This window comes from Mucilaginibacter sp. OK098 (genome assembly GCF_900142915.1).
In the GTDB taxonomy this organism is placed as follows: Bacteria; Bacteroidota; Bacteroidia; order Sphingobacteriales; family Sphingobacteriaceae; genus Mucilaginibacter.
On record NZ_FRCM01000005.1, the window covers coordinates 288,300 to 314,628 of the forward strand.

Sequence of the window (26,329 nt, forward strand, 5' to 3'; positions counted from 1 at the left end):
AGCGGTCTTGCATAGTTCGCGATTGCTTCGTTCCTCGCAATGACAAGGGGAGTGATTTTACTTGTACTGTATCGCCAATCCATCCAATACAACGATACAGGCGATACACGCGATACAGCAGATCTTCATAAATAATCGGCAATGTCCCAGCCTTCGGTTTTTTGTTGGTGAGTGGCATTGTCTTCCAGCAGGCGCATCACCTTAAAATTTACCGACGGCAATGCTGCCGAGAGCTGAGTCGCCTTTGTTACCCATAGCTCGTAAGCATTAACATCGGGCATCAAAATAACAGTACGTCCCTCAAGGCACTTACACTTGTCCACATTGAGGCCCTGCAAGCTGCCCGCCGCCAGCCACAACAGTTCCGGATAATAAATGGATGCAATGATAGCCGTCTTCTCGCTTTCACAAATTGCCACCGCTTTTGCAGGCTGGTATTGTAATAAATGTTCACCGAAAAGGCATTGTTTTAAGTTGTAGTCCGAAAGTCCGGAAGACCGAAAGTCCGAAAGACGCTGCACTGCCGGGTTTTTGTCTTCCGGACTTTGCTGACTTTCCCGACTTCCGGACTTGCGCAGCAACTTGTGCGCCCATGCAATGTGGTTAAACGGCTGCTTTACCCGCTTGCCGGTTTCGGGGTTGTAGAGCATTATTTTGCCGGTTCGTACCTTGTCGGCACTGTCAACCTGCCAGAAGATGCAGGCTCCGGGCCAGTGCTTTGAGGTGCCTACCAGGTAAAGCTGTGCCTGTGTGTAAGCTACCTCCCGACCAAACCTTGCCGCAAGGTATCGCACAAAATTATTAATCTCATAATGCTTTACCGTTTGCCCGATCATCCGTTTAGGTATGTAGGACGGTTCGAAATCCCGGTAGGTGAGGGGTCGATAGTCCCTGGTCGATGGTCCATGGTTGGGAGGTTTTCCATTCTTTTGAAAATACTCCGACGGCTTATAATGGTAGCCACAATTCACCTCGCGGCTGCACCGGCCAACATCATCGGCAATGGGCTCCTCTGTTGTGGTATCAATATAACGGCTGAATACTTTGTGCCTAAGGCATTGCGGACAGGTGTACCGGCTCCACATGCCTTTGTAAGGTTGCAGGGTGTAACGGGGAGGGTTCATAGTTCATGGTTGATAGTTCATGGTAAAGAAGTTTTAAAGGCAAGGGGCTGTGCGATTCCCTCCCCTGGGAGGGTAGGGAGGGGTTCTGCATGCGCCGGGTATCCGCCATGTTCATCAACCATTCCCCTCCTTCAGCAACCGCTCCGCCTTTGTATGCGTTATCCCCATTTCGGCTGCTATCTCCCTGAAGCTTTTGCCCTGTAGTTTAAGTTCGGCAGCTTGGGTTCTTAACGCTTCGCGATCCTCATTATCTGGCTGGCGCAGGTGTTCCCATTCGCGGCCATAGCCCATAAATTCGTATTGCAGAAAGTTGTAGGGCTTGCTGATGTTAAACAGGCACACATTGTCGGCGCCATACACCTCTTCGGTATTGCGCTGCTTTACCTGTTTAACATAGCGGATGCTCTTGTCCTTTGCGCTCTCGCCAATGGCAAATGCGCTGTCGCAAAAGTTCATGAGCATTTTGCTGCCTTGCAGGTCGTTGCGGGTAATGGGGCGTGCGGCATCGCGTTTGGGTGTGTGTGCCAGCGCCAGTATACTAAGGCCGAACTTGCTTTTAAGCGCCTTAAGCTGCTTCATTAGCGGCAGGGCATCTTTGGCACGTTCGGTTTCGCTGCGCAGATAGGTTAGGTTGTCGATAATAAGTACCGTGGCGCCGCTGCTAACAACCAGGTTTTCTATCTGGTGGTTCAAAAAATCCTCGAAACAGGGAAACTCCTTCGGTACGGTGTGCATAGGGTCAAGCTCGGCACGCAGAAAATCGCTGCTGAAACCATAGTGATACTTGTAATCAGACGAATACCTGGCTTCAAATTGCTTATCGGCCAGCTCAAAATCAAAGTAAAGGATACTCTGCTGACCGGCCTCCAGCCTGAACGGACCTATTTGCTCATCCCTGCTGATGCTATCGCCCACCTGCACGGCAAGGATAGATTTGCCCAGGTTACTATCGGCAAACAGGATACACAGCTCGCCCTGGAACCAAAACTCGCCGAAAAGCATTTTGGGGATAGGGCGTTTACTGGCGCGCTCCATCCAGTCGGTGGCGCTGCGGAGGCGGAATAATTGATTACCATGGTCAGGCTGGGCTGCGTCGGGTTGCAGCAGGCGGGTTATCTCCTGGCCGATAACATCTGGGTTGATGCCCTGTTGCCCGCCGGTTGACGGGACGTTTTGCGGATGTGACATAAATAAAGAGGTTTTAAAGAAATTTATTATTGTGTTTAGTATGCTGATTAGCATAGTTTATTGAATGGTTTTCGGTTTGTACTGTATCGCGTGTATCGTCTGTATCGTTACATGGAAACGATACAGCGATACAGAATGGCTATATTGTTTTATGTTGATGGATGAGCAGGCGGTAAAACCAAGCTTAACTGTTGCAGAAAAGCAACAGGGGTAAAGGTATGGATTATTTCTGGATTAGTAAAGAAATTTTAAAGAAAATTAAATGATAAAAAAGATGTACGTTTGGGTATATATCTAGTATACTTATATATGAAAAATTTTGACAGTAGAACTTATAGCGTAAATGATTTTTTAGAGTGGTTTGATAATAAACAACTAGAATTGAATCCGAAATTTCAAAGACGCTCTGTTTGGACTGATATCGCACGTTCTTATTTGATGGATACTATTGTAAGGGGCAAACCAATACCTAAGGTTTTTATAAGGCAAAAATTAAATATTCAAACTAGACAATCGGTTAGAGAGGTTGTAGATGGTCAACAGAGACTAAAAACTATTCTTTCCTTTCTTAAAGATGGTTTTAAGATAAATAAAAAACATCACCCATTATATGGGGGATTATACTTTTCACAACTAAATACTGTAGACGACGGTATACAAACCAATATTTTAAATTACGAAATTTCGACTGATTTACTAGTTAATATGCCCGATTCTGAAGTGTTGGATATCTTTAGCCGGTTAAATTCTTATTCAGTAACGTTAAATGAGCAAGAAAAAATTAACGCTAATCACTTTGGTCCATTCAAAACCTTGGCAGATCGTATTGCACACACGTTTAATCAATTCTGGATTGAAAATAAAATCTTAAAAGAGCCTGAGATTTTGAGAATGGGAGATGTGACTTTAGTCGCGGATCTATTGATAGCAATGATTGAAGGAATAAAAAGTAAAAAACAAATCAAAAATTTTTACGATCAATATGAGAAAGATTTTGATTATGATGTTGAAATACTAGAAACCAATTTCGCAAACACTTTAATAGCAATTGGCGATATATTTAATGGTGAATTAAAAACTTCAGAACTGCGCCGTATTCATTTATTTTACAGTTTATTTACTACAATTTATCATTGCAAATATGGAATACCTAATTTAAACACACATAGACCCAGTGATGATATAACATATGCAAAAATCGCAAGTAGACTAGATAGTATAAACTCATTGTTTGAGTCTGATCATTATATTTTATTGCCTGAAGAAGTCAGATTTTTAGAAGATAGTAGGCGGGCGACTACTGATACAAATGTACGTGTAAGACGAACTGATTATATGCTTAATTTGATAGTTAGTTAATGTCTCTATTAGATTGTTTAAATAATTATCGTAACTCAATTGCGGAAGCCAATAGTTTTTTAGCAATGGCTTTTCAAAAAGACTCTACAGGTAGTTATTTACTTCAGGCAAATCAACGGAACTTTATTACTGATTCATCTTTTCTTAAAATGTTTATCGCATGGGAGACATTTATAGAAAGTGCATTTCTAAATTATATGCTTGGTGAGTTGTCAATCAATGGTAACAGCATAATTCGATATGTTCAACCATTGGATTATGCACACGCTAACAAGATTCTGATCGGCACTCAAAAATATGTAGATTGGTCAAATCCTGAAATAATAAAAAGATTGAGCAATCTTTATTTTAAGCCCAGCAATATTATTGATACTTATATAAGCTCTGCAATGACTGACTTATTTGATTTAAAAACTATAAGGAATGCTGCAGCACATCTTACCTCAACTACTCAAACTCAAATAGTATCGCTAGGAAATAGATTGTTAAATATTAATAATCCAACCCTTACAGTATCTGATTTGATTTTATCTTTTGACCCAATGGTTTCTACTTCGGTTACTGTATTAACTTCTTATTTAACAAAGCTTGATATACTAGCGGAGGGAATTGCAAATGGATAAAATTAAGCGCATCCTTAAAGTAATCAATATTGATCCCGAGTTAATTAGTGTAGTTTATATCTCCCGCATTGTATCGCCTGTATCACCACCAACCAACAATACAGACGATACACGCAATACAGTTTGAACCATGATTTTCCTGATTAAATGATGGCCATGATGCTGTCCGTCTGCAAATCATCAGGCAAATCAATAAATCCTTTAATCATGGTTCAAAAACTACTGTATCGCTTGTATCGTTGTGGTGAAACGATACAGTGTTACAGGCGATACATCACCATCACGTCATTGCGAGGCTGGTTGCTCGCAACCTGATTCGAAGCAATCTCTACGCCATCCATGCATCGGAGTAAAAGCTATGTGGTTACTAATCATGCGGCTGTAAGGTCCTATTAGCATAAAGGTTTGTTGATTGTCCTCTGCAGAGGTTGCTTCGTTCCTCGCAATGACGCGCGGAGAACTATTTTGTATCACCAACTAACAATACAAGCAATCCAACAATTCCACCCCTCCCCAAATACTTAATCCCCAATCCGCACGTTATCAACAAAATAAACCTAATCAATATGATCAACCTAAGAAAAAATCACGCAACCCGGCTGTACAGGTATGTATTGCTGCTGCCCTTTATTGTATTAAGCCTGTGTTTTATCAGTCCTGCCAAGGCCGGTACGGTGGCAATTAAAACAACAGTTGCCGATACCACCCCCATGAAAGCCTTTGAAGGCATTTACCAGCTTAAGAGCAACCAGCATGGTTATATACAAATTTCTGTTGCCAATAAAACCCTGCTTGCCAAAGTTATTGACGGTAAAAAGCAATTTGTGTTAACCCGCAAAGGCGATCTTACCTTTGAAACAATGGACAATGACGGCGATGAAACCATCCCAATTACCTTCACCAAAAGCGATGCCGGCGAAATTACCGGGGCTGCCGTGGGAGATAAAGACCAGCTTACCAGAGTTAAAAATTATACGCCCGCAAAGGAGCTTAAACTAACCGCCGCTCAGCTAAAGGCCTACGAAGGCAAGTATGAGTTTGAGGAAAGAAAGGGTACTTTTTTAACCATAACCGCCACCGCCGATGGCCTGGTGCTTAAACAGCTTTGGGATAACCAGGAGATAAGCTTTAAAGCCGTTGCCGATAACGAGTTTTTAAATAATGACTCCATGTTTCCGCTAAAATTCACTATGGATGCAGGCGGCAATGCCATTAAGGTGCTGGCCTTTAACAGGGATAGCTGGGATAAAGTGAAGGAGTAATGCCGAACCGGGATTTTAGGATTTAAAGGATTAGATGATCTTATTTGGTGGCAATCGCATACTTTACATGCGGGTGCAAGGTTCTCTATGAGAGACCCTCAATGCTATTAAGTTAAGGACACCTTAAACATTTAGCCCCCTCTAAATCTCCCCCGGCAGGGGAGACTTTAGCTTCGCCCGCGTTTGTTTTTTTTCAAGTCCTCCCTACCGGGGAGGATTTAGGTGGGGCATTTGGACGAAGTTATGTGGTTAGTATAGCCAACATTCTCTTAACTTAATAGCATTGAAGAGCCCCCACAGGTACAGGAAGAGAGATTTATGCAATTATTCGTTATGCATAACCGCAGGATCATTTTCCAGCTTTAGGCTTTCTGTATGGATGGCGTTCATTAGTTCCTCAATAAACTCGGGCGAGAGGCCTTCTTTTTTGCCGGTCTCTTTAGCCTTATCAACCACCTGTTTAAACCGGGCCGCCTGCAGGGGGGCAATATGGTTTTTGGCTTTGTAGGTACCAATCTCCCTTACAATTCTTTCCCGTTCGCCAATGGTTTTTATCAGCTGGTTATCAAGCGAATCAATTTTAGCCCTGGCCGCATCAAATTCAGCTTTGGTATTTATGGGTTTTGATTGGGCATGAGCTGCGCTGTAACCAAGCAGCGTGGCGACTGTTATTAATAAAATGATTTTAATGCTTTTCATATGCTTTAGTTTGATGATGGCTAAAATCAGGATAATATTTTAAAATTTAATAAAATTTGAGGAATGTATGAACCGATGATCGTTCGCATTCGCAGCAGGGCGTTGCCCAGCGCTGGCATATTAGACCCCTTCAGGGCCCGAGAATTTAAAGATCTAAATTAGACTCGCAAAGCCCTGAAAGGGCTAAATCCATCAGCGCAGCAGGGCGTTGCCCAGCGCTGGCATATTAGACCCTTTCAGGGTCCGAGAATTTAGAAATACGCAAAGCCCTGAAGGGGCTAAATCCATCAGCGCAGGGCATCGCCCTGCTGCTAAATTAGAAATGGGCAAAGCCCTGAAAGGGCTAAATCCATCAGCGCTGGGCAACGCCTTGCTGCTGCGATAAAACACCGAAAATGAAAAAATCTTTCAAAAAAATAACATAATACTTGCAACGTACGTTTTTAATACATACCTTTGATTCATGACATTGTTTAAAAAGGATATGGCCACAGAAATAGTACCCACAAAAACCGAAATGGATGTGTTGCAGGTACTATGGCATTACGGACCTTCAACCGTTCGTTTTGTGCACGATAAGCTGAATGAGCAAAAAGAAATTGTACAATACACGTCAACTTTAAAGCTGATGCAGGTGATGAAAGAAAAAGGGATGCTTGAGCGCGATGAAACCAATATGAAGCATATTTACAGCGCAGCGGTTGCCGAAGATAAAGTAAAAGGCAATATGCTGGGTCGCTTTGTTGATTCGATGTACAATGGTTCGCCAAGCAATTTGATGATGGCCCTGCTTGATAATGATAAAACATCGGGCGATGAATTGCAGAAAATAAAAGAGATGTTAAGCAAAATGGATAACGTTAAATAATTTACGATGCACTTACTTTTAATAAGCACCACAATAAACAAAATGATCACAGCTTTTAGCTGGATGCTGATCCATTCATTATGGCAGGGATTGTTTTTGGCCATTGTTACCGGTGCGGCATTGGTGCTTGCTAAAAGGGCAAGTTCGGCATACAGGTATAACCTGGCGCTTATTTTATTTATGTTGTTTATTGCAGTCTGCGGCTTAACTTTTGTTTATGAGTGGCAAAGCGCAGCAGCTGCCACCGTTTTAACGCCCTTTACCGGTAATATTGGCGTTAACGCATCATCATTGTTCTTTAACGTGCACAGTGTTAAGCAGCTTGTTAAAACGTTTACCGATTATTTTTCAGCAAATGCGCCATTCATTATATTGATCTGGTTTATGGTTTTTCTGTTCAAAAGCGTAAAAATGATCTCGTGCCTGGCTTATAATCAGCGCATCCGTAATTACCAGGTTTACCAGCCATCGGAATTTTGGGTGAACAAGGTTAACCTGTTCTCTGAAAAACTGAAGATCACCAAAGCTGTAAAATTGCTGCAATCGGGTTATATTAAAGTACCTGTGGTGGTGGGCCATTTAAAGCCTGTTATTTTAATGCCTGTAGGCTTGCTGGCCGGGTTACCTATGGAGCAGGTTGAAGCTATTTTATTGCATGAGCTTGCCCATATAAAACGCAACGATTACTTCATTAACTTTTTACAAAACGTTGCTGAAGCGGTGTTTTTCTTTAACCCGGGTTTATTATGGATCTCGTCTCTTTTAAAAGAAGAGCGCGAGAATTGCTGCGATGATATTGCCTTGCAGCAAACCAATAATAAGATAGAGCTTGTAAAGGCGCTTGTGAGCTTTAAAGAGCATGAGCTTTACGGCTCGGCTTATGCCACGGCGTTTCCGGGCAAAAAGAACTACCTGATGCGCAGGGTAGTGCGGATCATGCATAATAAAAATAAGACCTTCGGACGGAGTGAAAAGATATTTTTTATAACAAGTATTTTATTATTCGGCCTGATAGTAACAACTGCCGCCGTTGCCCGGATAAAAGAATATACAAAAGCATCGTTTAAAGAAGCTGCTCCTATCAGCAAAACAACTGTTGAGCCGACCATGACTGTTATAACAGCAATAGCTGCAAAAAAAGTAAGGTTAAACAAAAGACATGGTGGTCTACCGCTCAGATCAAAAATGATAAACGGCATAGCTGGCATAAATAAGGCTGAAGCTATTGAAGTCGCGGAAAATGTAAAAATTAACCGGGTTGAACCAGCAGAAGCCGCTAGCATTAAGCAGCCGGAAATTATAAAACAACAGGCCGATAACGGCAGCACACAGGCAGAGAAGGACAGGAGAAACGCAGAACAGGCCCGGATTCAGTCGGAACGGGATAGGAAAGAAGCGGAGCAAAGCAGGATGCAGGCCATGAAAGACCAGGAACAGGCCAGGCAGGATAGGATTCAGGCAGAAAAAGACCGGGCACAGGCAGATCTGGATAGGGCACAAGCGGTGAAAGACCGTGCGCAGGCAGATAAAGACCGCGCACAAGCTGTAAAAGACCGTGCACAGGCCGAGCTTGACAGGCAACAATTTGCCAAGAACAAGGCTAGTGTAAGCGGATAAAAGATGGGGATATAATTTAAATTCTTTACAATAATTACAACCTTTTAAACTAAATAAACGGCTAAAAGAATAATACAGATGGCGCACCTGTATTAGAGGTAAGGCTCTATTTATATATCAACAAAACAGGCAATTTTTTAAAATGACCGCAAAAGCGGAATGAAATGCTATTGCCCAATTTTTAACCTTAAAATCAAAAAAGAAAATGAAAACTAAATTTTTTAAATATAGTGTGCTGGTAATAGCCGCTATGGCATGGGGTGTTTCGGTAAAGGCACAGGAAGTTAGCACGGATACCTATTCTAATTACGATACCCAAAAAGATTCGCATGGTAATTCCATTGAGCGTGTACACACCTATACCAATGGTAAAGAATACAGCTTTAAGCTTATTAATGGTAAGGTATCAAACTTATATGTTGATGATGTAAAGATCCCGCCTGAAGAGTATGCAAAATACAGTGTGGAGATTAATAAGATTAAAGAACAAATAAGATTAGACAGGATCCAGGCTGAAAAGGACCGTGCACAGGCAAAGCTTGACCGTGCCCAGGCAGATAAAGACCGTGCCCAGGCTGAAAGGGACAGAGGGCAGGCCGAAAAAGACAGACAACAAGCTGAAAGAGATAGAACGGAAGCAGTTTCGAGCAGAGGACAGGCAGAAAAAGACCGTGCCCAAGCCGAAAAAGACCAGGTGCAAGCAGGAAAAGACCGCGAACAGGCAGGCAGGGACAGGGAACAAGCTGTAAAAGATCGTGCCCAGGCTGAGCTTGACCGTGCGCAGGCTGTAAAAGACCGTGCCCAGGCAGAGGTTGATCGCAAACAGGCCGAAGAAGACCGGAAACTAATGGCACAAATGATAAACGACTTGATAAATGATAAGATTATCCCAGATGAAGAAAGCCTGCGTGAGGTAACATTGAATGCTGACGAGATGACCGTAAATGGCAAAAAGCAATCGGAAGAGGTATTTAAAAAATATAAAACAAGGTATAACCGCTTTGCCAATTATAATTTTTCGTACGGTAATAGTCCCGGCATTCACACCTACAGGGGCATTCATATGAGCAGCCCAAGGCAATAAAACAGCCCTCAGCTGCATATTTTAGCTATAATAAAAAGTATAATAAAGGGGATTTCGGTTTAAATAGCCGCTTTCCCCTTATTTATTTATAGGTGTTTTTAATCCTTTTAGCAATTTTTTCATCAAACATGTAACCTTATCAAATTACAGCCCGTAGAAGAGGACATAATTTGATAAATTATATTACTGATAAATTAATTGATTACTAAAAGATTAAATCAACCCAAATCATGGAACACAAATTAAACACCCTAAAAACTGATTTACAGAACGTTTTTGTTGAAGGAAATGCTAACCCTATTCAAATGGCAAGAGTATTTATTATCCTGGCTATTCCATTAATAACCATCTTTATAGTAGGTGCACGTCACATTATCTACTAACAACAAACAAAATTATTTAATACTGTTTTTGTAATACCAACAGCGTTAACAAAGGTTTATATGTGTGGAAATGCCTGGTGCATAATTAACAAAGCCAGGTAACATATAACAACAAAATTAACACCGCGTATTTTTAAAAAAGATAAAATGTGATGGTTTTATAGCGCGAGGCTATGGTTAAAATTATGATGGATAGGGTATAAAAAGCAAAACAGCTGTTACATCGCGTAACAACTGCCTGCTCCCTAACTAAACTAACTAACCGTTTGTTTAACAACTATTTGCCGGTTCATTACCGTACAAATTGTAATTCTTAAAGGCTATAAGAATTATATATCAGTTATAATATATTACCCTCATCATTGGCTGACGGTGGAGTAATGAATTATTAAACAAAGGCAAAAATTCATTCTAAAACCTGTTTGCTCGTTTGCAATATGTACAAACCAATTTTACAGGTATTGAAAACAATTTGTCGCTTTCAATGATTCAAAAGTAGGCAGAGAATAATAAAACCTTATGAGGATTATTACGGGATTTGCATACGTAGTTTTACGTAATTTTACCCCCGTAAGCGATAAATGTTTAATGTTGCTTTGCGATATTTACCTGTAGCCCATAGCTTGCAGGTTAAACAACTCGGCATAACGGCCATTTTTTTGGATAAGTTCCTGGTGGCTGCCGATTTCAATGAGTTCGCCTTTTTCGAGCACCAGGATCCTGTCGGCCATTCTTACCGTGCTAAAGCGATGGGAAATAAGCACTGCCGACCTGCCTTTGGTAAGTTCGGCAAATCGTTCAAAAACGGCATATTCAGCACGGGCATCGAGAGCCGATGTTGGCTCGTCCAGTATTAATAGTTGTGCATTACGCATATAGGCGCGTGCAAGCGCTACTTTTTGCCATTCGCCGCCGGATAGTTCAACACCCTGTGCAAAGCGTTTACCTAATTGCTGATCGTAAGCATCAGGCAGCTTAGCAGCAAGGGTATCTGCAAGGCTTTGCTTTGCCGAAGCTTCAATTAAAGGCCGGTTATCCATCTGGCTAATGTTGCCAACCGCAATGTTTTGAGCAAAGGTCATCTGGTAGCGCAAATAATCCTGGAAAATGATTCCAACGTTCATCCGCAGATCAGTAAGGTCATAATCGCGCAGATCATTCCCATCTAATAGTATTCTTCCTTCTGTTGGGTCATAAAGCCTTGCAAGCAGCTTTACCAATGTGGTTTTGCCTGCACCGTTTTCACCAACAAGAGCCAGCTTTTCGCCCGGATGCAGGGTAAAGCTTAAATGGCGGTTTGCCCATCGGTCGGAATTTGCATATTTAAAACCCACATTTTCAAATACAAAACCCTGCTGAATAACTTTTGGAAATGGCAGGGGATTAGCCGCCGGTTTTATTTTAGGTTTGATATCGAAAAATTCAAAAAAATCGCGCAGGTAAATTGCACCCTGCGATACGGAAGTAAAGCGGCTTAAAATACCCTCCAACAAACTGCGCAATTGGCGGAACGACCCTGCGAGGAAAGCCAGCATACCAATGGTAACGCTGCCATCAACTGCTTTTATAATAATAACCACGTAAGCGGCGTAATAACCCATGCTGCCCATCATCGCAAAAAAAGTACCCCACAACGAGCGTTTTATTGACAGGCGTTTATTATCCAGGTAAAACTTACCGGATAGCTGCCTGAAACGGTCAATAATAAAACCCGACAGATCAAAGATCTTTACCTCTTTAGCCGTTTCATCACTGGCGCCCAGGTAGCGGATATAATCCAGCTCGCGGCGTTCGGGTGTTTGTCCGCGGGTAAGGGCATAGCTTTGATCGTTAAAGTACGATTCGCCTAAAAATGCCGGGATAATAGCTATCAGCAATAAAATAATAAGCCAGGGGTTAAAAGCCATTAGTCCGGCAGCCAAGAACCCCATAGTTATCAGGTCCTGCACTTGTGTCATTACCTGCGATAGCAGCATGGTGCGCCCAATGGTTTGCTGCCGTGCCCGTTCAAGCTTATCATAAAATACCGAATCTTCAAACTGGTCGAGATCAAGGATGGCGGCATGTTCCATTATTTTTACCGAAGTATGATTGCTGAAAAGATCGCCAAGCAGGGCATCAACCAGGATGGTAGCGCGGCTAAGGCCATCTGTTAAAATGGCCAGCGCAAATTCAAGCCCAACCAATTGCCACAAATGACTGGTATTTGTATCGTGATGACGGCTTAGCGTAACAACATTATCAATAATAAGCTTACCTACATACAGCAAAGCCACCGGCATAGCCGAACGCAAAAGGCGAAGCAATGCGTTAATAATAGTAAATGTAGGGCTGGTTTGCCATACCAGTTTAAAAAATGCAGGCAGGTTGTTAAGGGCTGCCAGTCGTTCTTTTAAAGTTAGAGGCTCGGTGCGGGTATTTTTAGGGGGACGTGTTGGATTCAAATGCTATCCTTCTTTATTTTAATATATGTAAAACTAAGAAATTAATGGATGGTGGGTTGATAGCTGCTGTTTTGTGAAGGAGTAATGACAAAGAGATATTTTGAGAAGCCGCTTAAAACTATTGTTTATTTAAATATCTTGCTGCTCAAAAAAACATGCTATGAAACAACTGCTAGCTCTAATATTATTTACTATAACTGGCTTGCTTGTTTTATTATTAAGCTACCTCATTAAATATAAAAAGATGGCTTCGCTAATATCAGGGTATAATGAAGACCAGGTTATTGACAAAGATGGCTTTTGTAACTGGATAGGCGGTGTTTTTATTTGGTTCGGTTTCTATACAATTTTTACAGCATTCTTGCTTTGGCTGTTCCCGGTTTATGTAATGTATATAGTTATTGCTTTCGGCATAGCCGATATTGCCGCAGTGGCGATTGCTATAGTTGGTGGGAAGAAGTATAAAAAGAAGAGTTGATATTTCTGAACCGGGATTCAGCGGATTAAAGGATTTATAGGATGCCCGGCACCGTTATAATTACATCATGGCCATCCTGCAATTCCAAAGATCCCGGTTCAGACAAAAAAATCTTATAAATCCTTTAAATCCCAAAATCGTGTTATTTTTGCCGCTTAACAACAAAGCATGGGCTCTTCATTAAAAAATAAATTCGATAGCATAATATTTGACCTTGACGGTACCCTTTGGGACAGCACCAATAATGTGGCCCTGGCCTGGCAGGCAGCATTGAACGAGGTTGATTATATTGATGAACTGATGACACAGGAAAAGGTGCGTTCCATAACCGGGATGACCTATGATTCCATATTTGATAAGCTGTTCCCCAATTTAACTGCAGTGCAACGCGCCGAAGTTCAGTCGCTTTGCGGAAAACATGAGCTTGAAATACTGCATACCAAAGGTGGTGAGCTATACCCCGGCCTTGACGAAACTTTAAAATATCTTGAAGGCAATTACAAACTGTTTATTGTAAGCAACTGCCAAAACGGCTACATAGAGGTGTTTTTTAAGATAAGCCAGATGGAGCATTATTTTATGGGGCACCAGTGCTATGGTACCAAAGGAAACCCCAAAGCCGAAAATATTAAAGATATTGTAATTGATCATAACCTTAAGGCCCCGGTGTATATAGGCGATACCATGGGCGATTACGACTCAGCCACCAAAGCAGGCGTTCCGTTTATTTTTGCTGATTATGGTTTTGGTAAGGTTGATGAGGGGCAGGTAGCTACCATTAGTAATTTTAGTGAACTAACAGAATTGTTGTAATACCGCTGTACTCGTAGAGACGCGATGCTTCGCGTCTGCCGTTTTGCACATCTCCTCTGTATGTTTTTAGACGCGATGCATCGCGTCTCTACGACTCGCATCTTATATATTTTCAGGTATGTAAATATTGAATCTTTACGGTCATCCACAAAATTATTTAAAACCTGTTATCCCCTCCCAAAAATCATTATTTTTATGGTGATTTAAATCTTAATGGGTTATGGCATCATCAAACAAATTTTCGCGTCGTAATTTTATCCGTACGGGTTCAATAGGTATCGGGGCATTGGCTTTGGGGCCTGTGCTATCTTCATTTAAAGCGAAAAAGAAACTGGGAATTGCGTTGGTGGGCTTAGGTTCATACGCTGGTGGCCAGCTTGCCCCGGCCCTGCAGCATACTAAAGATTGCTATCTTGCCGGCATAGTAACCGGTACACCTTCAAAGGCGGTTGATTGGGCTAAGAAATATAATATCCCTCAAAAAGATATTTACAATTATCAAAACTTTCACGAAATAGCCAATAACCCGGATATTGATATTGTATATATTGTGCTGCCTGTGTTTATGCATAAGGAATATACCATAAAAGCTGCACAGGCGGGTAAGCATGTAATTTGTGAAAAACCAATGGCCTTAAATGCCAGGGATTGTGAAGAGATGATAGCCGCCTGTAAAAAAGCAAACAGGCTGCTTTCCATTGGCTACCGCTTACATTTTGAACCGCATAACATGGAGATTATGCGCCTTGGCCAGCAGCACGTAATGGGCGATATTAAACATATTGATACCGGCAATGGCTTTACTTATAACGGCGACCCTAACGCCTGGCGTTTAAAAAAAGCATTAGCAGGTGGCGGCGGGCTAATGGATATGGGTATTTACAGTATCCAGGGCACGCGATATACTTTGGGACAGGAACCTGTGGCAGTTAAAGCCACGCAGCAAAAGCTGCGCCCTGATTTTTTTAAGGAAGTAGATGAAACCGTGTTTTGGGAGCTTGAGTTTCCAGGCGGATTTAAAACCACCGGCAAGTCGAGTTATAATAATGATTGGAGCTACCTTAAAGTAGAGGCAGAACTGGGGAACTTTGAGCTTGGTCCGGCTTATGGATACGGCGGGGTAGAGGGCAGCGTGAACGGAAACCCGATGAAATACCCGCAAATTGTGCAGCAGGCGGCCCAAATGGATGATTTTGCCAAATGCGTAACCCTTAACAAACCCAGCCGCGTACCCGGCGAAGAAGGCTTAAAGGATATGAAAGTGGTTGATGCCATTTATAAAAGTTTGGATTCAGGGAAGTGGGAGAGGATTGGTTGAGGTTAGTGATCAGAGGTTAGAGACCAGAGATTAGTTGTTTTAGTTTGAAGAAAAATAATTATTATTGTTAATTAATCACTGTTCAATATCAATCAATATAAGAAAGCACAAGTCAAAATCGTTCCATTTTTAACTAATCTCTAACCTCCAGCCTCTAATCACTAACACCCATGCTATTCCCGGAAGATTTTTTGCATTATGTATGGAAGTTCAGGCTTTTTGAGCGGGCAGATCTCCAAACTACTGATGGCGAAGAACTGGAGATCTTTTCGGCAGGGATGCACAATTCAGATTCGGGGCCCGATTTTCAAAATGCAAGGATCAGGATAGGGGACACGGTTTGGGCAGGGAATGTGGAAGTACACATCTCATCGTCCGATTGGCAAAGGCACGGGCATACTACAGATGATTCATACAGCAACGTAATATTGCATGTGGTTTATAAAGATGATAAGCCACTGATATTGCCGAACGGCCGCCGCGTACCAACGCTTGAATTACAAAATCGCATTCCGGATGATCTGTATAACCGTTACCATAACCTGGTTTTTGGCAATCAAACCATTATTCCCTGCGAAGCAAATATTGGTTCGGTAGATGGCCTGACCATGCACAACTGGCTCACCCGGGTATTGGTTGAGCGGTTGGAGAAGCGGTCGGCCGCAGTAATTGACGCACTTAATATTAATCGCGGCGATTGGGAAGAAACCTTTTACCAGTTTTTGGCCGCAAACTTTGGATTTAAAACCAATGCGCTGCCCTTTGAGTTACTGGCAAAATCATTGCCGCAAATAACCCTGGCAAAACATAAAAATAATCCATTGCAAATTGAGGCTATGATATTTGGACAGGCCGGGTTTTTGAACGGAGACCTTAAAGATGAATACCCGCTCAAGCTTAAAAGCGAATATGAGTTTCTGCAAAAAAAGTACAAGCTAATCCCCATTGAAAACCATTTATGGAAGTTTATGCGGCTTCGCCCTCAAAACTTTCCGACAATAAGGCTGGTGCAATTTGCCGCGCTGGTAGTGCATTCCAACCATTTGTTTTCGAAGGTGCTGGAGATAAAAGATGTAAAGGCATTAAGAGGTTTATTTTCGGAAATAAAGGTTAACCCCTACTGGGAAGATCATTACCGCTTTGACGTGGAATCAGCCCCTTCCTCAAAAAATATGGGGCAGGCCTCAATTGATATATTGCTGTTAAATACTTTGGCATTATTTTTATTCAGTTATGGTAAGCACAACCAAATACAACACTATGTTAACCGTTGCTTAAAGCTATTGGAGCATTTACCAAACGAAAACAATAAAATTATAACAGATTTTGCTACCTTAGGGGTGAAAATAGATACCGCGTTTGAATCGCAGGCTTTGCTTGAACTGAAAAATAATTACTGTAATTATAAGAAATGCCTGCATTGCGGCGTTGGTAATAAGATACTAAAACTGGGCTGATATGTTGCAAAGGATCCTAACTTTTTTTGAACGATACTCTTTTGGGGTTTGTACTTACCTGGGCGAAAAATTTAATGTTTCCATTGGTAAGATCAGGCTGTTCTTTATATACTCCTCTTTCCTTGCCGTTGGCTTTCCGCTTATATTTTACATATTTGCCGGCATCGTGCTTGATATCCGCAAGTTTGTAAAAAGGGTGCATACCAGGGTTACGGATCTGTAAGGGAATTCGGATGTTCGATTTCGGATTTTTTTAGCAGTGCTCGGGAGGGCCGCACCATTTTGGATTTAAGATTGCAAAATTTCTAAAAACTGATTTATATCAATGGCCGTTATTGATGGGAAAGGAATATTTTTGAGTGCTTCAAAGTGCCTGTCTTCAGTAACTATATAATCAGCCTGACCTGCAATGGCACAATCACAATATTTATTATCCTCAACGTCTGATTCTATTAATTTCCATTGATAATGCGGATGGATATAATAAATATTAGGCAATTCGGATAGTAAAGTTAGTAATGTATTTGCAGTGGTAATACTGTATTTGTGTTGTATTATTTCCTCATATTCAAGCATTATCTCAGCGCTTATTGCAAGGTTGAATTTGCCTTTTACTAAGGATTGATAAATAAAGTGATATGGGGACCTGGATGTAAGACACATCACAAGAATATTGCAGTCTAATACAACTGTCATATATTATGCAGTTTTCCGGAAATGTTCTTGTTTCCATTTTTCAAAAATGGTATCAGCGTATCCTTTTTCATTAAAAGCTTTATCCGCTTCAAATATTACTTTATTGGCAAGGTAGGCAATAAGCAATGACTTAATCTCCTGAAGTTCTTCTTCAGGTTGATCATTCCTGAATAATTTCAGGATTTCCAATTGTGTAGAATTAAGCGCAACTGACATGTTAATATTTTTTATCAAAGTTAAAAAAATAAACCGATGAAAAAGCCATTACGGGGCACGCAGCAAACTCCCTAAATAAAGATCGCTGCAAGCTGACCGTTATTTGTTGGCCCATAGAAGTTTGCTTTGTACCCCGTAATGGTTTACCTGTATTGAAGGTTTATAATAACTTTCCCGTTATAACGGCATCCTGTAAATTGCTTACTCTGAACCGGGGTTTATAGATCCGGTTTGATAATCGTTTTACCCAGGTGGCTTTGTAACCAAACACGGTACGGATCACATTAACACTTGTTGAGCCCGTTGGATATCCGTATTTGTACCAGCTGAATTTTGATTGATCAACCCTGAATTTCTCGGCAAACTCTGCTAAAAACAGGTCTATCTCTATATCAACAATATCCAGATCCAGGTCAATGCTGGTATCAAGGCATAAAGCACCTGGATCAACCTTCCTGATTTTGTACCTGGTACAATAATCAACTATAAAATCCTTTAATTGAGGGTGTATATCTTCCATCTGAATTAATAGTTTCGGTATCATTTGAGTTATAAGACGACAACTTTTCAGGAAGGTTGCATTAAATCTGCCCTTTTTTAATTATGTATAAAATTTAGTTTAACAGAACAAGTAAAAAAGCCAGGTTATTGCAACTTTCAAAAGTTGTAATAAATATACGAATAGTTTCGTATATTATTGTGTAGTTATTATTATTTTTTTATAAACAGGTGAAATTCTGTGGATTTGACAGCGTTGGGGGTATGAATGCAGGTATTGCTTTGAACTATTTGTAAGAATAGCAGGCGAAGTTTCGTACCTGCGGCCAATGTCTTTAAGTTAAGCGATAACATAAATTTGGTTCTCCCCAAAAAGCTTAGTAGCCCCCTCTAAATCTCCCCGGTAGGGGAGACTTTAGCTTCGCCCGCGTTTTTTTTTCAAGTCCTCCCAACCGGGGAGGATTTAGGAGGGGCTAATGGACATTGTTATATGGTTTGTTATAGCCTGCGTTCTCATACTTAATGACGTCAACCTGCGGCACGGCCTGCTTTGTTTGTGTTTTTTCTACCAATATTTGGCCCCGATAGGGCCGGCATAATAAGAACTTAAATGCTTTTCTCCAGTACTACAAGCTCAATAGGTTGGCGTGCAACGCCAAACTTCTTTTCCACATGAAATGGTTGCATCTCGCCGGTAGCCTTATAACCACGACGCTCATACCAGCTTATTAACTCATGCCTTATGCTGATAACCGTCATGGTGAGGGTATTGATATTTGCCTGTTTTGCATGGGTTTCGGCAGCCAGCAGCAGATCGCGCCCGATACCTTTACCCTGTAATACCGGTGAAACACTGAACATACCGATATACAACTTTGGGGCACGCAGTTCTAAATAAACGCAGCCGTTTATGCTGCCGTTTTCATCGGTATTTTTAAGGATAGTTATAGATGGATCATCAAAATAGCCGTTAAGCGTTTCTTCATCAATCCGTAAACCATCAAGCAAATTGGCTTCGGTGGTCCAGCCTTGTTTTGAAGTTTCGCCACGGTAGGCGCTGTTCACTAAAACATTAAGTTCGGGTACATCTGTTTGGATAGCTTTGGTTACAGGCATAATTTTATTATGAAACCGCAAACCTAAACTTTTTGATTTTTACCGCAAATAATTTATGTAAATGAAATAATATTTGATCTCTGCGATCTTTGTAACTTCCTGGCGTCCTCCATGGTTATTTTTAACACGGAGGACGCTAAGAAAAATTAACAGGAGTTACAAAACGTTAAATGCGATCTGTTAAATTTGTTTTAAGAGTTTATTGCCTGAAAACTATAATGCTCTCCACTTTAATTTCTTCCTGTGGCAGGCCGCCAAATTTTAATACCTCAATATTAAATTCGGGCTTGGTTAATGCATCTGCCCGACCGGTAATTTCAAACGTAAAAGATTTTGTGGTCCGCGCGCCTGGCATGTTGGCCATGCCCTTCATGTGATGGCCAGCTCCAAAAAACGTCATAAACCCTTCAAAATAATCACCTTCAACACTTGGTGTAACTTTATCAGGTAAATTCAAGTAAACCTCATAGCTGCCTTTAGGCGGTTTAATAAATGATACCGTAACTTTCATAAATAAAGGTTTTTTGGTATCCTTTGCAGCCAGTAATGCTTTGCTAAGGTTATTTTGAACCTTAAATGTAGTAACACTTTTAGTTATGGTAACATTAGGCTTTTGCGATGAAATAACGCTCTGTGGCAATTGTGCTATCAGGTTAATAGTTTTTGACTCTTCCGGCAAACCGCTTTTTTCAGAGACCTTTGTATCATCATAATCATAACCCATATCGTAAATTATTTTTATAATTTCCTCGTGCGAATACACTACTTTTTTGCCGTTCTCATCAAAAAAGGTATAAACCCATGGTGCTGAATTAAGCTCATCAAGCGTTACCTTTTTACCATTTGGCGAGTTTGTCCATTGCTGCCATACCCTGTCAATATTAGCATGGTGTACCCAAAAAATAGGGTCGAACGCAGCGGTTGCAACATCCTGCATTAAGCCGCCGCCCTCATCAATTTTTTGTTTTATAGGGCTAAACATCGCTTTTCCGGTCGGGTCGTTTCCAAAGCCAATATAGTTGTGCATGGCGCCGTGCGGTGCTGCATCCATATTACTATTAAAACCTGCATAAGTTGTGTTTTTAAACAGTTTGGTAAGGCTTAGTTTAGTAACCGCTTTACCTCTTATAGGGTATCCGTTATTTATGCTGTCAAGCCGTGCTTTTTCATATAAACTGGCGGTTGTATCCCTAAACACAGCCGGCATTACACGGGCCTGGGCAATATTGGTAGTATCGGTATAACCCCAGTAAGGCAAGCTAAAATTTGGATCGCCGGATAATTTTCTGATAATTTTTTCGAAATGATAAATATAAAGACGGTGCCAAACCAAAAAATGGATCTCCTCTGCACCTGATGGCGTGTGCGTGCAGTTATCCCAGGCTTCTTTTAAGTCTTTTGGGGCGGTGGTATAACTTGAGCAAAACGGGTTTTTCAAAATGGTGTCAGGCACCCAATGCATTGCTCCCTGGTAATACCAGCTGCTGGTTGAATCGCAATCCATTTTGCGCATTATGGCAAGTGCTTTTTTCAGATCGTCCGCATCCTGTTGAACATCTTTAGAATAAAGGCTTTTCCTGATGTGCCTTGTACTGCCGCTACCTGCAGGTTTTGTTGCAGTGGTGCTATTGCTGTTGCTTTGACACGCACAAATAAAAAGAATTAATACAATACCCGTGAGTTTGATTGATTTGATCATGGTGATAATAATTTAGGTTTAAAAAATTTAAATAAGAGCCCTGCCCCTTTATCAAAATTATCGTTAGATAACAGAACTAAGTTAACATATAAAATGTTAACTATCAAAAATATATGAGTTAATTATATCTTTAAGCGCATCCCTGATATATACCTGGTTTTAAGGCCCTTTTATATTTTTGGCTATAAAAAATCCAGCCTCAATAAAACTCTTCTTCCATTCCGGCCAGATCTTATCCACTTCGGCCCGGGAAAAGTTGAAGGTTTTAACCAGGTCATTTTTAGCATTTTCAACGGTGTTACCCTGCTGCATGCTTTTTAAAAAATAGTATTGTGCGCCTCTTATGGTAAATAGTCCAAGTTTATAATTATGGCGGGTAACCGCACAATAGCTTTCTTCTGGGAATGGTAATTCCGGCTCTTTTCCCTGGCTATACTCCAGGTAATAATCACAAATGGGGTATTGATAATGAAACAGGTGCAATACAGGCGCCGGCACTAATAATTCGTCGGGGGTATTATTAGGTGTAACAGTACTGTTTTCGTTTGCCCGTTCATCAAATATTACCGACAGTGCATATTCAAAACCCGCCAGCTCTATCATAAAATCGGGCCAGGTTTCTTTTTCCTCCTGGCCGGCATCAGGCCGGGTCTCCTCTAAAAAAGCCGGGAATTTTTCACCGAGGGTGTTCAATGTATAGCTTTCGGATGGGTAAGTATCAAGGTACTGATCTGCAAACAGCTCAAACAATTCACTACCCAAAGCATAAGCCAAAGCGCTAAACTGGCTTTGCATGCAGGCTCTTAACCTGGCAATATAACTATAGCGGTAAATATCCATGTGCCTTACAGCACTTAGCCGTTTGGATGAATTAACAACCTGCTCAACCATCACTGGTACTTCAGCATTTCCATTTTCTAACGGCTCATGGTGCACCAGCATGCCTTGCATCCAGTTTTGTAATTGTTTTAAGGAAAAAGTGCTGTTCTCCATATGTTTTGATAACTAATTATACGCTTGTCATTGCGAGGTACGAAGCAATCGCGAACGCTGTATATTCGCCAGGCAAATAGGATATGTACAGTTCGCGGTTGCCGCGCTGCGCTCGCAATGACATACCTGTTTAAATTAATTAACTACAATATCATTTATCATGAAATTAACGGGATTTGACACCGCTTCTTCACTATATTCCTGTTTTTCAGGATTAAGTTCCATATCAAAAATACTACTCATATGCTGCTTTGCCTTTAACAGTTCAGCATGGTAGACTTCAAAATCCGGGATATTGCTGTCCCATTCTAAAAGGGTGGCTACACCACCGGTAAGGTGCCAGGCCAGGGTGAAAAGCTTCCAAACTTCTTGTACTACCTGCCTGTCGTGCGTATCAATAATATGTGTACCGCAATGCTGGTGGCCTGCTATATGCATTTGTACAATCCGGCTATGAGGCAATTGATGGATATAATGTACCGGGTCAAAATCATTATTAAAGGCGGATACATATACATTATTTACATCGAGCAGCAAACCACAGCCTGTTTCTTCTGTCATGTACCGCAAAAAGTCCCATTCGTTAATGGTTGATTGTTTGAAGGTTAAATAAGTGCTGGGGTTTTCAAAAACCAGCGGCCGGTGTAAAAAATCCTGTACTCTATTTATCCGGTTGCAGATATGTTTTAACGATTCTTCATTCAAAACTATAGGCAACAGGTCATGTGTGTTAAGGCTGTTAACCCCTGTCCAGCATAAATGATCACTTATCCAAAGGGGTTTTATTTCTTTGGCAAGCAGCTTTAATTTGGTAAGATATTCCTTGTTTAAAGGGTCGGTACTGCCTATTGAAAGTGATACCCCATGCATTACCACAGGGTATCTTTCGGCTAATTGTCTTAATATATGGTGTGGCCTGCCGCCGGAATCCATAAAGTTTTCCGAGATCACTTCAAACCAGTCCACCTCCGGGTTATGTTCAAGAATATAGTTAAAATGCTTACTCCTTAAACCCAATCCAAGCCCGGGGTTTGGCAGGCTTCTAATTACATCGCTATAGCTATCCCGTTGTTCAGTCATCCTATTTACCATCTAAAATACAGACCTTTTATCTGCACATCATTTTTCATCCGCACATTTGCACATCCACGCATCCGCACATTATTCTTTCTCCCCTTTGCAAAGTTTCTTTGCATGATCATCAGGATCATTAAACCCGAACGAACAAACCTTATCGCCGCTGTTACCACATGAATCATACGATCCTAATACAGAGATCAACCAGTTTTGAGGAGGTCCGCATTTAAAAGGTGAATCGCCATAGTTTCTTTTTGCTTTGTGCATCCTTTGCTCAAACAATTTGCGGGCTTGTAGCCATACGCTTTTACCCCTTTCCGGCCCCAGGGTCCTGAAACGCTCAGCCTGGATAGGTACGGCACAACTTCCCTGCCATGCGCATTCATTATTACCGGGATTTTTCTGCTGCTCAATATCACCATAAAGCCCGCAGCCTCCTTGTCCGCGGCAGTTGTTTAACGTTTGGCAATTGTGCTGTTCGGCAGTGGCGCAATAGCCGGTACCGGCACAGTTATTGGTTCCGTTGCGGTCATGCCCTTTGCACGCGTTTAAACCCATACAAACATGAAGTTCAACAGATGGGGCTGCACTTGCTGAAGCCTGTGGAGCAGGAGCCGGCGCAGGTGCCGAACCGCCGCATAAGGATAGGTTTGGTGTATATTTTATGATAGCCATAATGTGCTAAATTTTTTAATAATGATTAAATCTGTTTGCTTAAAATTCATCTCAATTATGCAATGGAACATCCGGCAGATCCTGGATCCTTTGCCCCAGGTAGCTGATAGTTGGATAAACGGCTACAGCGGCATTGAACAGGTCTATCATTTGAGATTTTGGGCTTGATAAAAGACCGAAAGGATAATCTTCAAAGGTTGGCGCTGCCGAATAAACATTTCCATCAGGTGCCGTGTAGGTAAGCTTCATTATGTCCCCGCAAATAGAATTCAGGATAAAGATCATGGATTTATGGATCCCAAACATAAAGATCTCCCACTGTGTATTTCCTGATTTCAGGTAGCAATCCTCAACCATTACAAATATGTAGGTATAAACCGCGTTAAGCAGGTCAGAAACCGGCGCTATATTGGCAGGATAGTGCTTTGTAAGCGGGTTTTTGGCTACGTTAACCACAAAATAATCATTGATGTCTTGAACCCCGATATCAAGACTTTTGAATTTAGCATTTAAGGTTTTGTAGGTACAGTAAATCTCAACAAACTTTGCAAAGTGCGACAATTCTTTTTTTGAAGGATCATCAAAATCACCGGGAACTACTGCGCTGCAATTAACCGAGTTATCAGGATTTAACCCCGGGGCTTTATTACCCTCGCCCTGCTCAACTATACAAGTTATTGCCTTGATTGCTGAAGCTTTATCTTTTATATAAACCAAATCACCGCTGTCATCCTGGTTAGTAAAATGTGGCTTATGTTCCTTATCGTAGTAAACTGTATCAATATTGTTCTGCGCATAATAGCCTTTACCCTCTATCAGCTGCGGTAAAAACGTCCGGTATTTCAGGTCGTTTTTATCAATACATTCTACAATCATTTCATAAAATTTTCCAATCGTGGTGTACTCAATTACCTGGAGTAGTTTTGGATCGTGCAGCGGGTCGGGGCTTTCAATTTTGAGGAAGGTCATCAGCTGTTCCTGTGAAAGCTTGGCTCTGTCAATATTAAAAGGAGGAACGTGACCAGGAAGGCAGGTTGGCCATACACTGGGCGATTTACCCACCAGTTCAGGCAACCCGGCAAGCGCCTGCTTAAGATTTGATGAAAGCGCCATGTGCAGCATTTCCTCTATCGCAACGCTCATGATCAAAGCCCCCGCTTTGTTTGAAAATACCATGAGTTCGGCAGATAGGTCTAAGGCAATTGCGCTTGCTTCTTTAGCTGTTTTACCTTTGGCTGTCAGCTTTTGCACAAGGGAGCCGCTTATAGCGTCCTGGTCCGGTGAGCGGTTAATGGAATAATAAGTGTAAAGATAAACAGGGATAGTTGCAATTTCAATCTCAATAGCTTGTTGAATAGCCTCGCCTAGATTTTCGGGAGTTACCGTATCTCCGCCTTTGGCGAAAAATTTGTTTTGTGACATTTATTTTAGGTTTATGAGCTAAAATTAGAACTAATTATTCACTAAATAAAATATAATTGTACATGTAAAAGAATAAGATGAGTAAGCTTTAAAATTGCTGTTTTACGTATAATATTTATCGTAAATGTTAATAATTTATCAATTACAGAAAGATTATTTCAGGTGAATGAAACAGGCCTAGAAAAATTTTCATTATGTATTTAAGAGTAATTTATAAATTTGTGACTTTATAAATTATTTAAAGCAGATCCCTTATGAAACAAACATTACTTATTGCGGCATTCTTATTTATATGCCTTGCCGGCTATTCGCAGGCGGCGCCGCCAAAAGACACTACAAAAGTATGGACCATCCACGGGCAAAACACACTATTGATAAACCAAAGCTCGTTTTCAAACTGGGCAGCCGGTGGTGTAAATTCTGTAGCAGCCAACATTGTGCTTGATTATGATTTTAATTATAAAAAAGGCGTATGGAGCTGGGATAACAAAGCTATTGCCGGCTACGGTATCAGCAAGCAGAACGGGACAGGTTGGCGGAAGAACGACGACCGTATTATTCTAAACAGCTTATTGGGCCGCCAGGCATCAAAATACTGGCTGTATACTTTTTATGCTAACTTTCAAACCCAGTTTACAAAAGGTTATAACTATGATGCTACGGGTAACAGAACTTTACTATCAGCACCGTTTGCACCTGCTTACCTAACATTCGGACCGGGCTTTGCTTATAAGAGGTCTGATAATTTCAGGATCAACCTTTCGCCTGCAGCTGCCCGCATCACTATTGTACAGAATGACTCGCTTTCATCAATCGGTTCATATGGGGTTACACCAGGTAAAAAGAGCCTTTTTGAATTCGGAGCATCGTTAGACGCTTATTACAAGGTAAACCTGGTTGAAAATATTTCATTCGAAAATATTTTGAAAGTGTACTCTAACTATCTTAAAAAACCGGGCGATATTTATGTGGATTACGCCGCTAATATTTTCATGAAAGTGAACAAACTTGTAACCGTAAATGCCGGCGTTGAGCTTATTAACGACCCCAAAGCACAAATACCCGAAATGAAAAATGGTGTGAATGAATACCATTCGCTTTTACAAACCAAGCAGATCTTTGGCGTGGGCTTAACCTATAAGTTTTAAGCAGGATTAGTATAACCTGATATATTATATTAAAAAAGCAACGCCGTTAAGCGTTGCTTTTTTTCTTTTATA

At 41.2% G+C, this 26,329-nt stretch carries 27 protein-coding genes; 14 read left to right on the plus strand and 13 right to left on the minus strand.

Going from position 1 to position 26,329, the window contains the following annotated elements:
• Window positions 1–125: 125 nt before the first annotated feature.
• Both BUE31_RS17975 and BUE31_RS17980 read right to left on the minus strand, forming a co-directional pair.
• Complete coding sequence (locus BUE31_RS17975) at window positions 126–1,124, minus strand: DUF6371 domain-containing protein (protein ID WP_073405219.1); 999 nt, start codon at window positions 1,122–1,124, stop codon at window positions 126–128.
• Between the two features lie 114 nt (window positions 1,125–1,238).
• The gene (locus BUE31_RS17980; RefSeq protein WP_073405220.1) at window positions 1,239–2,312 is read right to left on the minus strand and encodes an AAA family ATPase; all 1,074 of its coding nucleotides are present in this window, start codon (window positions 2,310–2,312) and stop codon (window positions 1,239–1,241) included.
• Window positions 2,313–2,621: 309 nt separating this feature from the next.
• Between BUE31_RS17980 and BUE31_RS17985 the strand changes: the two genes are divergently transcribed.
• From BUE31_RS17985 to BUE31_RS17995, 4 genes are all read left to right on the plus strand, one after another.
• On the plus strand, window positions 2,622–3,671 hold the full coding sequence (locus tag BUE31_RS17985; protein ID WP_073405221.1) for a DUF262 domain-containing protein: 1,050 nt from the start codon (window positions 2,622–2,624) through the stop codon (window positions 3,669–3,671).
• The gene (locus BUE31_RS17990; protein ID WP_073405222.1) at window positions 3,671–4,294 is read left to right on the plus strand and encodes a hypothetical protein; all 624 of its coding nucleotides are present in this window, start codon (window positions 3,671–3,673) and stop codon (window positions 4,292–4,294) included. The genes BUE31_RS17985 and BUE31_RS17990 overlap by 1 nt, the downstream gene beginning before the upstream one ends.
• A complete protein-coding gene (locus tag BUE31_RS31580) occupies window positions 4,287–4,421 on the plus strand; it encodes a hypothetical protein (RefSeq protein ID WP_255376671.1) in 135 nt (44 codons plus the stop codon). The genes BUE31_RS17990 and BUE31_RS31580 overlap by 8 nt, the downstream gene beginning before the upstream one ends.
• A gap of 439 nt (window positions 4,422–4,860) precedes the next feature.
• Complete coding sequence (locus tag BUE31_RS17995; RefSeq protein ID WP_073405223.1) at window positions 4,861–5,556, plus strand: hypothetical protein; 696 nt, start codon at window positions 4,861–4,863, stop codon at window positions 5,554–5,556.
• 324 nt (window positions 5,557–5,880) lie between these two features.
• On the opposite strand, the gene BUE31_RS18000 is transcribed toward BUE31_RS17995, so the two are convergent.
• The gene (locus tag BUE31_RS18000; protein ID WP_073405224.1) at window positions 5,881–6,255 is read right to left on the minus strand and encodes a chorismate mutase; all 375 of its coding nucleotides are present in this window, start codon (window positions 6,253–6,255) and stop codon (window positions 5,881–5,883) included.
• Window positions 6,256–6,718: 463 nt separating this feature from the next.
• Between BUE31_RS18000 and BUE31_RS18010 the strand changes: the two genes are divergently transcribed.
• The 4 genes from BUE31_RS18010 to BUE31_RS31120 all read left to right on the plus strand — a co-directional run bounded on the left by BUE31_RS18010 (window position 6,719) and on the right by BUE31_RS31120 (window position 10,207).
• The gene (locus BUE31_RS18010; protein WP_073405226.1) at window positions 6,719–7,123 is read left to right on the plus strand and encodes a BlaI/MecI/CopY family transcriptional regulator; all 405 of its coding nucleotides are present in this window, start codon (window positions 6,719–6,721) and stop codon (window positions 7,121–7,123) included.
• A gap of 6 nt (window positions 7,124–7,129) precedes the next feature.
• A complete protein-coding gene (locus tag BUE31_RS18015) occupies window positions 7,130–8,740 on the plus strand; it encodes a M56 family metallopeptidase (RefSeq protein ID WP_073405227.1) in 1,611 nt (536 codons plus the stop codon).
• A gap of 205 nt (window positions 8,741–8,945) precedes the next feature.
• Window positions 8,946–9,824 carry a hypothetical protein gene (locus BUE31_RS18020; protein WP_073405228.1) on the plus strand — a complete coding sequence of 293 codons (879 nt, stop codon included), beginning with the start codon at window positions 8,946–8,948 and terminating at the stop codon, window positions 9,822–9,824.
• A gap of 230 nt (window positions 9,825–10,054) precedes the next feature.
• Window positions 10,055–10,207: a hypothetical protein gene (locus BUE31_RS31120; protein ID WP_159440710.1), complete on the plus strand. Its 153-nt coding sequence runs from the start codon at window positions 10,055–10,057 to the stop codon at window positions 10,205–10,207.
• 605 nt (window positions 10,208–10,812) lie between these two features.
• On the opposite strand, the gene BUE31_RS18025 is transcribed toward BUE31_RS31120, so the two are convergent.
• Window positions 10,813–12,651, minus strand: coding sequence for an ABC transporter ATP-binding protein (locus BUE31_RS18025; RefSeq protein WP_073405229.1), 1,839 nt, complete (start codon window positions 12,649–12,651; stop codon window positions 10,813–10,815).
• A 160-nt stretch (window positions 12,652–12,811) separates the two neighbouring features.
• Between BUE31_RS18025 and BUE31_RS18030 the strand changes: the two genes are divergently transcribed.
• The 5 genes from BUE31_RS18030 to BUE31_RS18050 all read left to right on the plus strand — a co-directional run bounded on the left by BUE31_RS18030 (window position 12,812) and on the right by BUE31_RS18050 (window position 16,940).
• Window positions 12,812–13,129 carry a DUF3784 domain-containing protein gene (locus tag BUE31_RS18030; RefSeq protein ID WP_073405230.1) on the plus strand — a complete coding sequence of 106 codons (318 nt, stop codon included), beginning with the start codon at window positions 12,812–12,814 and terminating at the stop codon, window positions 13,127–13,129.
• 168 nt (window positions 13,130–13,297) lie between these two features.
• Window positions 13,298–13,942: an HAD family hydrolase gene (locus BUE31_RS18035; RefSeq protein ID WP_073405231.1), complete on the plus strand. Its 645-nt coding sequence runs from the start codon at window positions 13,298–13,300 to the stop codon at window positions 13,940–13,942.
• 220 nt (window positions 13,943–14,162) lie between these two features.
• Complete coding sequence (locus BUE31_RS18040) at window positions 14,163–15,260, plus strand: Gfo/Idh/MocA family protein (protein ID WP_073405232.1); 1,098 nt, start codon at window positions 14,163–14,165, stop codon at window positions 15,258–15,260.
• A gap of 170 nt (window positions 15,261–15,430) precedes the next feature.
• A complete protein-coding gene (locus BUE31_RS18045; RefSeq protein ID WP_073405233.1) occupies window positions 15,431–16,717 on the plus strand; it encodes a DUF2851 family protein in 1,287 nt (428 codons plus the stop codon).
• A 1-nt stretch (window position 16,718) separates the two neighbouring features.
• On the plus strand, window positions 16,719–16,940 hold the full coding sequence (locus BUE31_RS18050; RefSeq protein ID WP_073405234.1) for a PspC domain-containing protein: 222 nt from the start codon (window positions 16,719–16,721) through the stop codon (window positions 16,938–16,940).
• A gap of 65 nt (window positions 16,941–17,005) precedes the next feature.
• Here BUE31_RS18050 and BUE31_RS18055 read toward each other — a convergent pair whose 3' ends face one another.
• From BUE31_RS18055 to BUE31_RS18095, 9 genes are all read right to left on the minus strand, one after another.
• Window positions 17,006–17,413, minus strand: a complete 408-nt coding sequence (locus BUE31_RS18055; RefSeq protein ID WP_073405235.1) for a putative toxin-antitoxin system toxin component, PIN family — start codon at window positions 17,411–17,413, stop codon at window positions 17,006–17,008.
• Window positions 17,414–17,416: 3 nt separating this feature from the next.
• Window positions 17,417–17,629, minus strand: coding sequence for a hypothetical protein (locus BUE31_RS18060; protein ID WP_073405236.1), 213 nt, complete (start codon window positions 17,627–17,629; stop codon window positions 17,417–17,419).
• Window positions 17,630–17,789: 160 nt separating this feature from the next.
• Window positions 17,790–18,149: a DUF1493 family protein gene (locus tag BUE31_RS18065; RefSeq protein WP_073405237.1), complete on the minus strand. Its 360-nt coding sequence runs from the start codon at window positions 18,147–18,149 to the stop codon at window positions 17,790–17,792.
• Window positions 18,150–18,733: 584 nt separating this feature from the next.
• Window positions 18,734–19,243 carry a GNAT family N-acetyltransferase gene (locus BUE31_RS18070; protein WP_073405238.1) on the minus strand — a complete coding sequence of 170 codons (510 nt, stop codon included), beginning with the start codon at window positions 19,241–19,243 and terminating at the stop codon, window positions 18,734–18,736.
• Between the two features lie 199 nt (window positions 19,244–19,442).
• Window positions 19,443–20,942: a tyrosinase family protein gene (locus tag BUE31_RS18075; RefSeq protein WP_073405239.1), complete on the minus strand. Its 1,500-nt coding sequence runs from the start codon at window positions 20,940–20,942 to the stop codon at window positions 19,443–19,445.
• A 159-nt stretch (window positions 20,943–21,101) separates the two neighbouring features.
• Window positions 21,102–21,935 (minus strand): HvfC/BufC N-terminal domain-containing protein, encoded by an 834-nt coding sequence (locus BUE31_RS18080; RefSeq protein WP_073405240.1) that lies wholly within the window; start codon window positions 21,933–21,935, stop codon window positions 21,102–21,104.
• Window positions 21,936–22,070: 135 nt separating this feature from the next.
• The gene (locus BUE31_RS18085; RefSeq protein WP_073405241.1) at window positions 22,071–23,015 is read right to left on the minus strand and encodes an MNIO family bufferin maturase; all 945 of its coding nucleotides are present in this window, start codon (window positions 23,013–23,015) and stop codon (window positions 22,071–22,073) included.
• Between the two features lie 81 nt (window positions 23,016–23,096).
• Window positions 23,097–23,687, minus strand: coding sequence for a hypothetical protein (locus BUE31_RS18090; protein WP_073405242.1), 591 nt, complete (start codon window positions 23,685–23,687; stop codon window positions 23,097–23,099).
• A 51-nt stretch (window positions 23,688–23,738) separates the two neighbouring features.
• Window positions 23,739–25,109, minus strand: coding sequence for a ferritin-like domain-containing protein (locus tag BUE31_RS18095; RefSeq protein ID WP_073405243.1), 1,371 nt, complete (start codon window positions 25,107–25,109; stop codon window positions 23,739–23,741).
• A gap of 254 nt (window positions 25,110–25,363) precedes the next feature.
• On the opposite strand from BUE31_RS18095, the gene BUE31_RS18100 reads away from it, so the two are divergent.
• Window positions 25,364–26,257, plus strand: coding sequence for a DUF3078 domain-containing protein (locus BUE31_RS18100; protein WP_073405244.1), 894 nt, complete (start codon window positions 25,364–25,366; stop codon window positions 26,255–26,257).
• Window positions 26,258–26,329 lie beyond the last annotated feature (72 nt).

Coding starts and splice junctions, on each gene's coding strand:
- BUE31_RS18075 (WP_073405239.1), bottom strand. CDS start 20,942: ATGATCAAATCAATCAAACTCACGGGTATTGTATTAATTCTTTTTATT.
- BUE31_RS17985 (WP_073405221.1), top strand. CDS start 2,622: ATGAAAAATTTTGACAGTAGAACTTATAGCGTAAATGATTTTTTAGAG.
- BUE31_RS31120 (WP_159440710.1), top strand. CDS start 10,055: ATGGAACACAAATTAAACACCCTAAAAACTGATTTACAGAACGTTTTT.
- BUE31_RS18080 (WP_073405240.1), bottom strand. CDS start 21,935: ATGGAGAACAGCACTTTTTCCTTAAAACAATTACAAAACTGGATGCAA.
- BUE31_RS18055 (WP_073405235.1), bottom strand. CDS start 17,413: ATGACAGTTGTATTAGACTGCAATATTCTTGTGATGTGTCTTACATCC.
- BUE31_RS18030 (WP_073405230.1), top strand. CDS start 12,812: ATGAAACAACTGCTAGCTCTAATATTATTTACTATAACTGGCTTGCTT.
- BUE31_RS18060 (WP_073405236.1), bottom strand. CDS start 17,629: ATGTCAGTTGCGCTTAATTCTACACAATTGGAAATCCTGAAATTATTC.
- BUE31_RS18095 (WP_073405243.1), bottom strand. CDS start 25,109: ATGTCACAAAACAAATTTTTCGCCAAAGGCGGAGATACGGTAACTCCC.
- BUE31_RS18010 (WP_073405226.1), top strand. CDS start 6,719: ATGACATTGTTTAAAAAGGATATGGCCACAGAAATAGTACCCACAAAA.
- BUE31_RS18015 (WP_073405227.1), top strand. CDS start 7,130: ATGCACTTACTTTTAATAAGCACCACAATAAACAAAATGATCACAGCT.
- BUE31_RS18000 (WP_073405224.1), bottom strand. CDS start 6,255: ATGAAAAGCATTAAAATCATTTTATTAATAACAGTCGCCACGCTGCTT.
- BUE31_RS18090 (WP_073405242.1), bottom strand. CDS start 23,687: ATGGCTATCATAAAATATACACCAAACCTATCCTTATGCGGCGGTTCG.
- BUE31_RS17980 (WP_073405220.1), bottom strand. CDS start 2,312: ATGTCACATCCGCAAAACGTCCCGTCAACCGGCGGGCAACAGGGCATC.
- BUE31_RS18040 (WP_073405232.1), top strand. CDS start 14,163: ATGGCATCATCAAACAAATTTTCGCGTCGTAATTTTATCCGTACGGGT.
- BUE31_RS17990 (WP_073405222.1), top strand. CDS start 3,671: ATGTCTCTATTAGATTGTTTAAATAATTATCGTAACTCAATTGCGGAA.
- BUE31_RS17995 (WP_073405223.1), top strand. CDS start 4,861: ATGATCAACCTAAGAAAAAATCACGCAACCCGGCTGTACAGGTATGTA.
- BUE31_RS18035 (WP_073405231.1), top strand. CDS start 13,298: ATGGGCTCTTCATTAAAAAATAAATTCGATAGCATAATATTTGACCTT.
- BUE31_RS31580 (WP_255376671.1), top strand. CDS start 4,287: ATGGATAAAATTAAGCGCATCCTTAAAGTAATCAATATTGATCCCGAG.
- BUE31_RS18020 (WP_073405228.1), top strand. CDS start 8,946: ATGAAAACTAAATTTTTTAAATATAGTGTGCTGGTAATAGCCGCTATG.
- BUE31_RS18045 (WP_073405233.1), top strand. CDS start 15,431: ATGCTATTCCCGGAAGATTTTTTGCATTATGTATGGAAGTTCAGGCTT.
- BUE31_RS18050 (WP_073405234.1), top strand. CDS start 16,719: ATGTTGCAAAGGATCCTAACTTTTTTTGAACGATACTCTTTTGGGGTT.
- BUE31_RS18100 (WP_073405244.1), top strand. CDS start 25,364: ATGAAACAAACATTACTTATTGCGGCATTCTTATTTATATGCCTTGCC.
- BUE31_RS18065 (WP_073405237.1), bottom strand. CDS start 18,149: ATGGAAGATATACACCCTCAATTAAAGGATTTTATAGTTGATTATTGT.
- BUE31_RS17975 (WP_073405219.1), bottom strand. CDS start 1,124: ATGAACCCTCCCCGTTACACCCTGCAACCTTACAAAGGCATGTGGAGC.
- BUE31_RS18085 (WP_073405241.1), bottom strand. CDS start 23,015: ATGACTGAACAACGGGATAGCTATAGCGATGTAATTAGAAGCCTGCCA.
- BUE31_RS18070 (WP_073405238.1), bottom strand. CDS start 19,243: ATGCCTGTAACCAAAGCTATCCAAACAGATGTACCCGAACTTAATGTT.